Genomic DNA, 12,657 nt, shown 5'->3' with positions numbered 1-12,657 from the left:
ATCATGATTAAGACACCAATTTGTGAGATATTAGGAATCGAATATCCCATTTTCCAGGGTGGAATGGCATGGATTGCGGATGCTGATTTGGCAGCCGCAGTTTCCAATGCTGGAGGTCTTGGGATTATTTCTGCAATGAATGCAGATGGGGAGTGGCTTAGAAAGGAAATTCGTAAGGCAAAATCGCTGACCGATAAACCTTTTGGTGTGAACATAATGCTGATGAGTCCCCACGTAGAAGAAGTTTCAAAGTTAGTTGCTGAGGAGAAAGTGGCTGTGGTAGTGACCGGAGCTGGAAATCCATCAAAATATATGAAGGATTGGATTAAAGCTGGTATAAAAGTCATTCCTGTTGTACCGTCAACAGGCATTGCGAAACTAGTAGCGAGAAATGGAGCGGTTGCTGTTATAGCAGAGGGTGGAGAATCCGGTGGCCATGTTGGAGAAATTACAACAATGTCTTTGGTACCACAGGTATGCGATGCGGTAGATATACCGGTTCTTGCGGCAGGAGGAATTGCCGATGGCAGAGGCATTGCTGCTTCCTTTATGCTTGGAGCGGTAGGCGTTCAATTGGGGACTCGATTTTTAGTGGCAAAAGAATGCAACGTACATCAAAATTATAAAAATAAGATATTAAAAGCTAAGGATATTGATACGATGACTACCGGAAAGCGGCTTGGCCATCCGGTTCGTGCTTTAAAAACGCCATTTTCAAGAGAGTTTTTGAAGATGGAATACAACAGCAATGTGTCTGATGCAGAATTAGAAGCATATGGAGCAGGTTCTTTATATGCAGCTGCTATATTGGGCGATGAAAAAAAAGGAAGCTTTATGTCAGGACAGATTGCCGCTATGGTAAAAAAAGAACAAACGGCAGCTGAAATTATTAAAGAAATTTTTGAAGATGCAGAAAAAGTACTTCGTGGAGGAACGAAATGGGTAAAATAGCTTTTGTATTTGCCGGTCAAGGAGCGCAATACCCTGGTATGGGAAAGGAACTTTATGAATGCAGTGACGCTGCGAAGGGCATTTTCGATCAGATAGAGGATATGCGTCAGGGAACAAAGGACCAATGTTTTTTTGGAACAAAAGAGGAACTTTCTATTACTGCAAATACGCAACCATGTTTGTTTGCTGTTGACTTAGCTATTGCAGAGGCTTTAAAAGCAAAAGGAATCGTTCCTGATGCAGTAGCAGGCTTTTCTTTGGGTGAAATTCCAGCTTTGGCTTTTTCTAATATGATTTCTTTAAAAGAAGGATTTGCTTTGGTTTATAAACGTGGCGAAGCTATGAACGATGCAGCAGCAAGGAATCCTGGTGGAATGGCTGCAGTATTAAAGTTAAAGCCGGAAATTGTTGTCTCTTTATGTGATGAAGAAGCAGGTACGTTTCCTGTTAACTTTAACAGTCCGGTACAAACGGTAGTGGCTGGAAAAAAGGAAGCGTTACCAGATCTTATAAAGGCAGTAAAGGAAGTAGGAGGAATGGCTGTACCACTTGCAGTTAGCGGTGCATTCCATAGTCCGTTTATGAAAGAGGCATCCTTAGAATTAGAGACATTTTTAAAAGATGTTTCTGTAGAGGATGCAATTTATCCTGTGTATGCAAATGCAACTGCAACACCATATACAAAAGAAAGATGTAAGGAATTAATAACCAAGCAGGTTATGAACCCGGTATTATGGCAAGCAACTATAGAAAATATGGTAGAAGAAGGCTTTGATACATTTATAGAAGTGGGACCGGGAAAGACACTTTCCGGGTTGATTAAAAAGATTGCACCGCAAGCATCCGTCTATAACGTGGAGAAAGAAGGCGACTTACATCGTGTTTTGGCAGAGCTAAAATAATACGCGGTGGTTTAGGAGAATATTATGTTAAAAAACAAAACGGCATTTATTACAGGTGCATCCAGAGGCTTAGGGAAAGCCATTGCAATTGCCATGGCGAAAAATGGAGCCAACATTGCATTTGCGTATGCGTCCAATCAATCTGCAGCTTTGGAAACCTGTGAAGAAATTCGAAGCTTCGGTGTTGAGGCGGAAGCTTTTTTATGTGATGTTACTGATTTTTCTCAGACAGGCGAAGTGGTTAAACAGGCAATTTCACGTTTTGGGAAAATAGATATTTTAGTAAATAATGCAGGGATCACAAAGGATGGATTGATTTTTTCTATGAAGGAGCAGGATTTTGATAAGGTCATTGACACGAATCTGAAAGGTGCCTTTCATATGATTAAGCATTTTTGCGGACCGTTTATGAAGCAGCGTCAGGGAACCATTATTAATATTTCTTCCGTATCCGGTTTAATGGGAAATCCTGGGCAGGCAAATTATTCCGCAGCTAAGGCAGGGCTCATTGGTTTAACAAAAACAGTTGCAAAAGAGTTTGCTTCAAGAGGTATCACCTGTAATGCCATAGCACCTGGGTTTATTGAAACGGATATGACAGCTAAGCTTTCTGAGAAGACGAAGGAAGCAGCGATTGAAGCCATTCCATTAAAGAGAATGGGAAAGCCGGAAGATATAGCCAATATTGCTGTTTTTCTTGCCAGTGATCAAGCAAACTATATTACGGGTGAAACGATTAAGGTAGATGGTGGACTTTATGTTTAATTGGTATGGGAAAGGTCTTAAAATCGGAGATTTACATCTCCCTACGCCCATTGTACAAGGTGGAATGGGTATTGGAGTATCCGGAAGGAAACTGGCCGTCGCAGTAGCGGAAGCCGGAGGAATTGGAGTTATATCTGCTGTAGGACTTGGCTATGTTGGAATTCCATGTGAAATTGAAGAAAATAAAGAAGAGAGTCGAAATATATCCATTCTAAGACAGGAAATTCGAAAGGCAAAGCTAGCGACAAAAGGTATTCTTGGTGTCAATATTATGGTTGCTATTTCTGAATTTGCTGAAACGGCAAGGGCTGCCGTCGAAGAGGGGATTGATGTTATTTTTGCTGGAGCAGGATTGCCTTTAAATTTGCCGACTGCCTTAATTGAAGGGAGCAAAACGAAATTAGTACCTATCGTTTCTTCGGCAAGAACAGCTAAATTGATTGCAAAACGTTGGATGAGTCATTATCAATATGCTCCGGATGCGTTTGTAGTTGAAGGGCCTATGGCCGGAGGTCATTTAGGGTTTTCCAAAGAACAAATTGATGACCCTGCTTATCGTCTGGAAAGCTTAGTTCCGGAAGTTGTTGAGGAAGTAAAAAAAATAGAAGAAGATGCGAAAAAGAGCATTCCCGTCATTGCTGCAGGCGGTGTTTATACAGGTGAAGATATTTATACAATGTTAAGCCTTGGTGCAAGTGGTGTACAAATGGCAACTCGTTTTGTAGCAACTGAAGAGTGCGATGCAGACCTTGCGTTCAAACAAGCTTATATTAATTGCACAAAAAAAGATATTGGAATAATAGAAAGTCCCGTGGGATTACCTGGAAGAGCAATCATAAATGAGTTTTTAACCGATGCAAAAAAAGGATTAAAGAATCCTAAAAATTGTAGTCGGCATTGTATTAAAACTTGCAAAGAAGAAGGGAGCCCTTATTGTATTTCTTCGGCACTAATTAATGCGGTTCACGGAAAAATAGAAAATGGATTTGCTTTTATCGGTGCAAATGGATATCGTGTGGATCGTATCTTAACGGTGGAACAGTTATTTAAAGAACTGGAAGAAGGTTTTCGTGCAAGGTACGAGCAAGAGACCGTAAGATAGGAGGAATAATATGAGAAGAGTTGTAGTAACCGGACTTGGAGCAATTTCTCCGGTAGGCAATCAAGTTGATGCATTTTGGAATGGCTTAATATCTGGAAAAAACGGCATTGATTTTATAACAAAATTTGATACAAGTAATTACAAGGTAAAAATAGCAGGTGAAGTAAAAGACTTTGATCCTCTAAAATATATGGAAAAAGCAGAGGCAAGAAAGCAAGACCTCTTTTCACAATATGCGATAGCTGCTGCTGTGCAAGCAGTAGAAGATGCAGGAATTACGGAAGAAAATACTGATCCGGCTCGTCTTGGTGTTTATGTGGGATCTGGAACTGGTGGAATGAGTACTTTTTTTGATGAAGCACAAAAACTTTTATCTAAGGGACCAAATCGAATTTCTCCGTTTTTTATTCCTATGATGATTGGAAATATGGCGACCGGGAACATTGCCATCCGTTTCCATGCACAAGGACCGAGTCTTCCAATAGTTACCGCTTGCGCTACGTCAACCAATGCGATTGGTGAAGCGTTCCGCACCATTAAATTTGGGTATGCAGATGCAATTATTGCTGGTGGAACGGAAGCAACCATTGTTCCTTTGGCAGTAGCTGGATTTACCAATTGTATGGCATTAACCCAAAAAAATGATCCTGATGCGAGCTCAATTCCGTTTGATAAAAATAGAGATGGGTTTGTTATGGGTGAAGGAGCCGCTATTTTAATTTTGGAAGAATATGAACATGCAATCAATCGTGGAGCTAACATATATGCTGAGATGGTCGGATACGGCAATACAAACGATGCTTATCATATGACAGCACCACATCCGGAAGCGATGGGTGGAGCGAAAGCGATTTCTTTGGCATTGGATGAAGCGGCGACACTTGATCCTGCTTTAATGAAAGAAGATCGAATATATATTAATGCACATGGTACCAGTACACCGCTTAATGATAAAACAGAAACGAAAGCAATTAAACTAGCTTTAGGTGAAGAGAAAGCCAAGAAAGTTTACATTAGTTCTACAAAGTCAATGACTGGACATATGCTTGGTGCCGCTGGTGCGATTGAAGCTGCTGCAACTGTGTTAGCATTGAAGAATGGAAAAATTCCACCAACGATTGGCTATAAAGAAATGGATCCGGAATGTGATTTAAACTATACACCAAATAAGAGTGTTGATGCAGATGTCAAACTTGGTATGTCAATATCTCTTGGATTTGGCGGACACAATGGTTGTATTGCATTTCGTAAAATAGAAGAGTAAGGAGCGGTTGCTAATGAATATTGAGGAAATCAAAGGATTAGTAAGACTGTTGGAAGAATCAAAATTAAGTTGTTTGGAAATTACAGAAGGATCAACTAAGATTCGACTGGAAAAAAACATAGCAAGCAATGCAATTTTAACATCATCGGCGCTTTCAACGGTTCAGAATGAAGCACAGAATGTTGTGCCAGATATTACTGCGCCATTAGTAGAAGCAAAACCAGAGGAAGCCAATCAAGCAAAGACAATGTCGGTAGGAACTCCGATTAAATCTCCAATGGTAGGTGTATTTTATGCGGCACCATCGCCGGACGATGTTCCTTATATAGCTGTAGGAGATACTGTAAAAAAAGGAGATGTAGTCTGCATTGTTGAGGCAATGAAGCTTCTCAATGAGATTGTTGCAGAGTGCGATGGGGTGATTTCTGAAATTTGTGTGGAAAACGGAGATGTAGTAGAATTTGGGCAGCCGTTATTTTATATCAAATAAAGATATACCCTACTTGAGGAGTGATTAGAATGAACAAGGAAGATATTAAGAAAATTATTCCACATAGAGAACCGATGCTTCTTGTTGATGAAGCATCCGTTGTAGAAGAAAATCAAGCCGTAGGCTTTTATAAAGTAAAAGGGGATGAATGGTTCTTACAAGGTCATTTTCCTGGTAACCCTGTTGTGCCGGGAGTTATACTTTGTGAAATAATGGCACAGACCTGTTGCGTATTGCTTCATGAAGAAAGGACTAATAAATCGGAAGAGGGAGAATTGCTTACTCCATATTATACAGGATTAAATAATGTTAAATTTCGAAATCCTGTAAAACCCGGTGATACTTTGAAACTGGAATGCAGTATAGATCGGGTAAAGGAACCTTTTTACTTTGCAAAAGGAAAGGGCAGTGTTGATGGGAAATTATGTGTGAGTGCAGAATTTTCCTTTGCATTGGTAAAAGGATGAGGAGATAATCCATGTTTTCAAAAATATTAATTGCAAACCGCGGAGAAATCGCGGTACGGATCATACGAGCTTGTAAAGAAATGGGCATTGCTACGGTGGCTGTTTTTTCAGAAGCAGACCGCGATGCTTTGCATGTAAGTCTTGCAGATGAAAGCATTTGTATTGGACCATCTGCACCTAAAGACAGTTATTTAAATATGAGTGCGATATTATCTGCTGCGGTAGCTACCGGAGCAGAAGGAATTCATCCGGGATATGGTTTGCTTTCTGAAAATGCAAGGTTTGCTCATCTCTGTGAAGAGTGCAGCATCGTATTTATCGGGCCTTCTGCAGGTGTTATTCGTAGAATGGGAGATAAAGATGAAGCAAGAAAAACTATGAAGCAGGCAGGTGTTCCGGTAACTCCAGGTTGTGATGTTATTGAAGATGTTAAGGCAGCTAAAAAAGAAGCGGAACAGATTGGGTTTCCTTTGCTTGTAAAAGCCAGGGCAGGCGGCGGTGGCAGAGGTATTCGTCTGGTTCGAGATGCAGAAGAGTTTGAAGCTGCTTTTAAAACCGCATCGGCAGAAGCAAGAACAGCATTTGGGGATGGTGCTGTTTATATGGAACGTTTTATATCGCCTGCAAAACATATAGAAATGCAGATTCTATGCGATAAACATGGAAATGTGGTTTGCCTCGGTGAACGTGAATGCTCCATTCAGAGAAAAAATCAGAAACTAATTGAGGAAAGTCCGTCTCCTGCAATGAGTGAGGAGACTCGAAATAAAATGATAGAAGTTGCTACAAAAGCGGCAAAGGCAGTAAATTATGAAAATGCCGGTACCATTGAGTTCCTTATGAGTAATGACGGCAGCTTTTATTTCATGGAAATGAATACAAGACTACAGGTGGAACATACCGTAACAGAAATGGTAACTGGAATTGATTTAGTCAAATGGCAAATTCGAATTGCAGCAGGAATTTCCTTGGATATGACACAAGAAGACATTCAGCTATCAGGTAGTGCTATCGAGTGTCGTATTAATGCAGAAGATCCAAGTCAAGGCTTTCGCCCTTGTGCAGGTCGTATTGATATGCTTCATATACCGGGTGGCCCTTGGGTTCGCTTTGATACAGCAGTTTATCAGGATTATATGGTGCCGCCTTTTTACGATTCTATGATTGGAAAACTTATTGTTCACGCAAAAACAAGAGAAGAAGCCATTCGAAAAATGCGAGCCGCTTTATGCGAGTTGATTATAGGTGGAATTTCCACCAATACAGAGCTGCAGCTTGCGATTTTAGAGGAAGCTGATTTTGTTCGGGGAGACTATTATACGAACTTCATGGAGACCAGAGAGAAAAGGGGGTAGTTCATGTTAAGAAAGGGTTTGTTTCGAAAACCGAAAAATGAATTAGAGCACCGAGGAATGGATCAGGCTTTTGCACAACCATTTATACCGGATGATGTATGTATTTTTTGCTCAAGTTGCAAAAATACTCTCTTTGTAACGGAAGTAAAGGATAACAATTATGTATGCCCTGTCTGCAGCACTCATTTTAAGGTAAGTGCGAGAGAACGGATTCATATGATATTAGATGATGGCTCGTTTGACGAATTTTATACAGATTTAACCTCCTTTAATCGCATTGATTTTCCGGGATATGAAGAGAAGCTAGAAAATGCAAAGGAAGAGAGCGGAGAAACAGAAAGTGTCATTTGTGGAAAAGGAACCATAGGAGGATTTGAAACAACCATTTTTGTTATGGATTCCAAATTTATGATGGGAAGCATGGGTACGGTGGTTGGAGAAAAGATTACGAGATTGTTTGAATATGCAACAAAAGAGAAACTGCCAGTAATCGGGTATACACTTTCCGGAGGGGCACGTATGCAAGAAGGCATTTTATCCTTAATGCAAATGGCAAAAACCAGTGGTGCTGTGAAACGTCACAGCGATGCTGGGAATCTTTATGTGACGGTACTTACAGATCCGACAACCGGTGGTGTCACGGCAAGTTTTGCAATGGAAGGTGACATTATTTTGGCAGAACCAAAAGCATTGATAGGGTTTGCAGGCCCAAGAGTTATTGAACAGACAATAAGACAGAAGCTGCCTCAGGGCTTTCAACGTTCTGAATTTTTACTGGAAAAAGGCTTTGTTGATGCAATTGTAGAAAGAAAGGATCAAAAGATCTATTTAAAAAACATATTGGCACTTCATAGTAAGGAGGTGCTGTTGTAATGGAAGCTTATAAAAGAGTGATGGCGGCTCGTGCAAAAGGCAGAGCAACGACTCAGGATTATATTGATAATTTAATCAGTGACTTCATGGAATTTCACGGAGATCGAAGATACGCAGACGATGCGGCTATCATAGGCGGAATCGGAAAATTAAAAAATATGCCGATCACAGTAATTGGCATTGAAAAAGGTCATACAACAAAAGAAAAGGTAAAACGTAACTTTGGATCTGCCCATCCGGAAGGATATCGTAAGGCTCTTAGACTGATGAAACAAGCAGAAAAATTTAATCGGCCGATACTTTGTTTGATTGATACCGCAGGTGCTTATTGCGGTATTGAGGCAGAGGAACGTGGGCAGGGTCTAGCCATTGCAGAAAATTTAATGGAAATGATGACGCTGAAGACACCAATTCTTTCTTTATTTATCGGAGAAGGTGGAAGTGGCGGCGCAATAGGGCTAGCTGTTGCAGATCAGGTTTGGATGCTTGAAAATGCAGTGTACTCTGTTATTTCACCGGAAGGATGTGCCAGTATCCTTTGGAAGGATGCTTCGAAAATGAAAGAAGCGGCACAATGTCTCAAACTGACAGCGAAAGAACTTTATGAATTAGGTGTAGTAGAAAAGGTTATTAAAGAGAAAGAGCAAGGAAAAGAGTTTAAGAAGGTATATTATCTGCTGGAAGATTTGCTGTTTGATGCATTTGAAAAGGCTTTAAAATTACCGAAAGAAGAACTTTTAGAAAGTCGTTATCAAAGATTTCGAAAAATAGGTGCTCAAGACGAACAATAAAATTAAAAACGAATAAAAAACCCATTGAATATCTCAATGGGTTTTTGTTTATTAAAAAGTAAAGTATATGGAGCTTAGTACCATTAAATTATGGTTCTGGCGTTGGTTCTGGCGTTGGTTCTGGCGGCTGAACTGCGGTAAATTGTAATCTTAAGGTATATTCTTTACTCTTTCCATTTGAAGTAATGGTGAAAGTAAGTTCCTGTGATTCTTTGATGTCATCCAAACGTAATGAATAACTGCCTGTGTTAGTACCGGTTAATCGAATTCGTGCATTTGGATCATCTGCTATGATATCGATGTCTGCACTAGTTGAAGTGCCGGAACCAAGGTCTGCTGTAAACGTTGAACCGCTCACACTTATTGAGCTGCCATTGACTGTAAGGTTTGACACTCCTGTATTGCCTGCTACGGTAATGTTGAGACGGTACGTGGAGTTTGTTTGTGCATCACCGGAAGCAACGATTGTGACCGTAGTTGTTTGACCAGGAGAAAGGTCGACGTTGCTGCTTACGGACGAATTTGCTGCATCACTGTTGATTTTTGCGTATCCATTGCTGTTTGTAGCATTTACAGTCGCTGTAGTAGAGCCAAATGGCATAACAACATCATACGTATCGGTATTACTGTTAAAGGCAGGTGAGAAGCTTTCTCTGCCGTCTACCGATAGGGATGATAGCTTAGCGGAAGGTATGGACGGAGCCTTGGTCGTTACCGTTTTTGTTGAAATAGAGGAATCACCGATACTACTCGAACGTAAAAATGCCACAATTTTATAAGTGCTGCTCGGACTTAATCCGCTAAATACTAATGATTTCGCAGAATTTGCTGAAACTGATACTGATTTTCCTGTACTAGTTCCATTATTTGAAATTATTTGATTAGCGGTAGGTGTAGCATCCGAAGCGCCCACGAGCATAACATAAGCTGTACCAGAATAGTTTCCCGTTACATTTACGGTGATAGTATTTTCGGTTGAGGTAGTAGTTAAACTTGTTACTTGTGGTCTAACAACACCTTTAGTTGTAAATGTAACATATGACGATGGTATTTTTGTTCTGTCAGCTGATGTTTTTAGTGTATTACTATTGATAGCTAAATAATATTTAGTATTTTCTGAGAGCGGTGATCGAGGGGTAATAGTAATGTTTCTTTCCGAACTGATGCTGGCGTCAAAACTAACTCGATTGCCACTGGAATTGTTGACACGGAAGTCGATGATATTTTTTAAATCGCTGGAGCGAATAGTGCTACTACCGCTATATTTAATCACACGTTCTGAGAAACGAATGGTTGGTTTTACCGTCGTTGAAACGTTGGTTTCACCATTTCTCGGGCTGTAAGTTGCATAAGTGTCATCATCATCTCCTGTGCTGAAGTATGCGGAGAAGGCATTGTTTCCATTGTTTCTTGAGTCTTTTAATTCACGACGATCAATGATGACATAATATCGCTCGTCATCATCCAATCTGGAACTAGGATCAATGGTAATGACTTTCTTCGAAGAGTTGATGGAAGCGCTGAAGCGTACTTTGCTTCCGCTGGTAGACCCTTCACGCAGCTCCACAAAATCATCAATATTTGAAGAAGTAATCGTGCGACCGTTATATAAAGTCATGGAATCTTTGAATGTCAATGTAATATCAGTATTTCTGGAAACATTCGACTTTTTCGGAGAAGGATACATCGTAATATCACCATCCTGATCATCGTCTCCAGTACTGAAGTATTCGGAGAATGCATCGTTTGCGTTGCCTCTTGAATCCTTTAATTCTCGTCGACCGATGATAACATAGTAGCGTTTGTCATCATCTAATCTAGAGTCAGGCTCAATGGTAATGACTTTTTTCGATGAATTGATGGAAGCATCAAAGCTTATTTTGCTTCCGTTTGTAGAGCCTTCTCGCAGTTCTACAAAATCATCAATGTTTGAAGAAGTAATTGTGTGACCGTTATATAAAGTCATGGAATCTTTGAATGTCAATGTAATGTCGGATCTAGTAGACACATTTGTTTCTCTCGGAGCTGGGTCCATAACAATATCACCATCCTGATCATCGTCTCCAGTACTGAAGTATTCGGAGAATGCATCGTTTGCGTTGCCTCTTGAATCTTTTAATTCTCGTCGATCAATGATGACATAGTAGCGTTCGTCATCATCTAATCTGGAGTCAGGCTCAATGGTAATGACTCTTTTCGATGAATTGATGGAAGCATTGAAGCTTATTTTGCTTCCATTTGCAGAGCCTTCTCGTAGTTCCACAAAATCATCAATATTTGAGGAAGAAATGGAACGTCCGTTATATAGAGTCATAGCATTTTTAAAGGTCAAAGTAATATCGGTTCTGGTAGAGACATTTGTTGAACGATTCGAAGGACTCATAGTAATCTCTGAATTTTCATCTTCTTCATTTGGTCTGACATTTACTTTTGAATGAATATAAACATTGGTTGGTCTCTTCGAATAGGTCACACCATTTGCATTCACTCGCATATTACGAATGTTACCGTTTCCATGGAATCCGCAGGAGGCATTGATGTTACTGTCAATGATACTTGCATTGGTTTCAACGGTAACATCGGTTGAACTTGCGTTTGATGCTACGTTTAAATTATTAACCGTACCCGAAGTAAATGTAACTTCTGCATTTGACCCATCTAAGTTGACTTCAGGAAAATTTCCGGTAAAGGTAACTTTGGCACTTCTTTGAACATTAATTTTTTTAAATCCTGGGCCAAAATTCCCGCCATATAGTGAGGACGTTTGTAGGATTGCATTGTTTGAAACGTTTATATGTTCGACATTAGTTTCGCCTTTTAAATAAACACGAACAGAATCGGAAGATTTTGCTACATCGGCATTTACAACTCGAGAATTTGAAATGTTAATGCTGTTTTCTCCTCCGCCTTGTACAGAGAGCTTTCCTAATACAACGCAATTTTCGATATATGCATTGCCATCACCTAAGGAACGGCTCATGGTTACTCCGTTCGAGTAAATTTTATTTGTAAGAGACATACCGTTTGAAGATACATTTGGATCATTTTTTACAATACTTTCTTTGTTTAAAATATCACTGATAATTTTTGCAGTTTGTGCACGAGTTAATTTATCAGTAGGATGGAGTTTACCATCATCATATGCACCAATGTAACCTTTTCCATTCATCCGCTGCATGGATTCTACGGCCCAGTTTTCTACTGATGCATGATCTTTAAAATGTTTTATATCAGAATTTTTTCCATAAGTAGGTACAATGCGTGAAAGCATGACTGCAGCTTCTTGTCTGCTGACTGGATTATTTGGTTTAAAACTACCGTCGCTGTAACCGGCAACATAACCGGCAGAGAGTGCTTTAGAGATATCGGTATAGTACCATTCGGACTTTGGAGTATCATTAAACGATACGGAAGTGGTCCCGGTATTTCCTAAAGCAGCATTAATCATATGCGAAAATTCCGCACGAGTGACCGGATTATCTGGCAGGAAAGTACCGTTTTCATAGCCCTTTACAATTCCGGCACTAATGATTTGATTGATATAGCGCTCTGCCCAATGGCCTTTGATATCCCGCATGGACGCGCCATAGACTTCAATATTCGGAATGGTGAGCGAACACACTAATGCAGCAGCCAAAAGCCCACTCCCCATTCTTTTTAGTATAGATACAAGCATTTTCTATTCCCTTCCCTTCAA

At 40.1% G+C, this 12,657-nt stretch carries 11 protein-coding genes; 10 read left to right on the top strand and 1 reads right to left on the bottom strand.

What is annotated here, in order from left to right:
- Positions 1-3: 3 nt before the first annotated feature.
- From fabK to I2490_RS10965, 10 genes are read left to right on the top strand one after another with little or no spacing between them, the layout of a single operon-like run.
- Positions 4-951, top strand: coding sequence for an enoyl-[acyl-carrier-protein] reductase FabK (gene fabK / locus I2490_RS11010; protein WP_206459821.1), 948 nt, complete (start codon positions 4-6; stop codon positions 949-951).
- Positions 939-1,853 carry an ACP S-malonyltransferase gene (gene fabD / locus I2490_RS11005; RefSeq protein WP_206459820.1) on the top strand — a complete coding sequence of 305 codons (915 nt, stop codon included), beginning with the start codon at positions 939-941 and terminating at the stop codon, positions 1,851-1,853. The genes fabK and fabD overlap by 13 nt, the downstream gene beginning before the upstream one ends.
- A 24-nt stretch (positions 1,854-1,877) precedes the next feature.
- Positions 1,878-2,618 carry a 3-oxoacyl-[acyl-carrier-protein] reductase gene (gene fabG, locus I2490_RS11000; RefSeq protein ID WP_206459819.1) on the top strand — a complete coding sequence of 247 codons (741 nt, stop codon included), beginning with the start codon at positions 1,878-1,880 and terminating at the stop codon, positions 2,616-2,618.
- Positions 2,611-3,720 carry an NAD(P)H-dependent flavin oxidoreductase gene (locus I2490_RS10995; RefSeq protein ID WP_206459818.1) on the top strand — a complete coding sequence of 370 codons (1,110 nt, stop codon included), beginning with the start codon at positions 2,611-2,613 and terminating at the stop codon, positions 3,718-3,720. Before fabG ends, I2490_RS10995 begins: the two co-directional genes overlap by 8 nt.
- Before the next feature lie 10 nt (positions 3,721-3,730).
- Positions 3,731-4,984, top strand: coding sequence for a beta-ketoacyl-ACP synthase II (gene fabF / locus I2490_RS10990; RefSeq protein WP_206459817.1), 1,254 nt, complete (start codon positions 3,731-3,733; stop codon positions 4,982-4,984).
- Positions 4,985-4,997: 13 nt separating this feature from the next.
- Positions 4,998-5,474 (top strand): acetyl-CoA carboxylase biotin carboxyl carrier protein, encoded by a 477-nt coding sequence (gene accB / locus I2490_RS10985; RefSeq protein WP_206459816.1) that lies wholly within the window; start codon positions 4,998-5,000, stop codon positions 5,472-5,474.
- Between the two features lie 29 nt (positions 5,475-5,503).
- On the top strand, positions 5,504-5,941 hold the full coding sequence (gene fabZ, locus I2490_RS10980; RefSeq protein WP_206459815.1) for a 3-hydroxyacyl-ACP dehydratase FabZ: 438 nt from the start codon (positions 5,504-5,506) through the stop codon (positions 5,939-5,941).
- 11 nt (positions 5,942-5,952) lie between these two features.
- Complete coding sequence (gene accC, locus I2490_RS10975; protein WP_206459814.1) at positions 5,953-7,296, top strand: acetyl-CoA carboxylase biotin carboxylase subunit; 1,344 nt, start codon at positions 5,953-5,955, stop codon at positions 7,294-7,296.
- A 3-nt stretch (positions 7,297-7,299) separates the two neighbouring features.
- A complete protein-coding gene (gene accD, locus I2490_RS10970) occupies positions 7,300-8,169 on the top strand; it encodes an acetyl-CoA carboxylase, carboxyltransferase subunit beta (protein ID WP_206459813.1) in 870 nt (289 codons plus the stop codon).
- Positions 8,169-8,960: an acetyl-CoA carboxylase carboxyltransferase subunit alpha gene (locus I2490_RS10965; protein ID WP_206459812.1), complete on the top strand. Its 792-nt coding sequence runs from the start codon at positions 8,169-8,171 to the stop codon at positions 8,958-8,960. The genes accD and I2490_RS10965 overlap by 1 nt, the downstream gene beginning before the upstream one ends.
- A gap of 88 nt (positions 8,961-9,048) precedes the next feature.
- On the opposite strand, the gene I2490_RS10960 is transcribed toward I2490_RS10965, so the two are convergent.
- Positions 9,049-12,636, bottom strand: a complete 3,588-nt coding sequence (locus tag I2490_RS10960) for an S-layer homology domain-containing protein (protein ID WP_206459811.1) — start codon at positions 12,634-12,636, stop codon at positions 9,049-9,051.
- Positions 12,637-12,657 lie beyond the last annotated feature (21 nt).

The organism is Anaerovorax sp. IOR16, from assembly GCF_017168145.1.
GTDB lineage: Bacteria > Bacillota > Clostridia > Peptostreptococcales > Anaerovoracaceae > IOR16.
Note: the sequence above shows the minus strand (reverse complement) of the source record. Positions and strands in the feature narration are given on the sequence as shown.

Excerpts from the sequence above, each read along its gene's own strand:
- fabZ (WP_206459815.1), top strand. The coding sequence starts at position 5,504 with ATGAACAAGGAAGATATTAAGAAAATTATTCCACATAGAGAACCGATG.
- fabG (WP_206459819.1), top strand. The coding sequence starts at position 1,878 with ATGTTAAAAAACAAAACGGCATTTATTACAGGTGCATCCAGAGGCTTA.
- I2490_RS10960 (WP_206459811.1), bottom strand. The coding sequence starts at position 12,636 with ATGCTTGTATCTATACTAAAAAGAATGGGGAGTGGGCTTTTGGCTGCT.
- accC (WP_206459814.1), top strand. The coding sequence starts at position 5,953 with ATGTTTTCAAAAATATTAATTGCAAACCGCGGAGAAATCGCGGTACGG.
- fabD (WP_206459820.1), top strand. The coding sequence starts at position 939 with ATGGGTAAAATAGCTTTTGTATTTGCCGGTCAAGGAGCGCAATACCCT.
- fabK (WP_206459821.1), top strand. The coding sequence starts at position 4 with ATGATTAAGACACCAATTTGTGAGATATTAGGAATCGAATATCCCATT.
- fabF (WP_206459817.1), top strand. The coding sequence starts at position 3,731 with ATGAGAAGAGTTGTAGTAACCGGACTTGGAGCAATTTCTCCGGTAGGC.
- accD (WP_206459813.1), top strand. The coding sequence starts at position 7,300 with ATGTTAAGAAAGGGTTTGTTTCGAAAACCGAAAAATGAATTAGAGCAC.
- accB (WP_206459816.1), top strand. The coding sequence starts at position 4,998 with ATGAATATTGAGGAAATCAAAGGATTAGTAAGACTGTTGGAAGAATCA.
- I2490_RS10995 (WP_206459818.1), top strand. The coding sequence starts at position 2,611 with ATGTTTAATTGGTATGGGAAAGGTCTTAAAATCGGAGATTTACATCTC.
- I2490_RS10965 (WP_206459812.1), top strand. The coding sequence starts at position 8,169 with ATGGAAGCTTATAAAAGAGTGATGGCGGCTCGTGCAAAAGGCAGAGCA.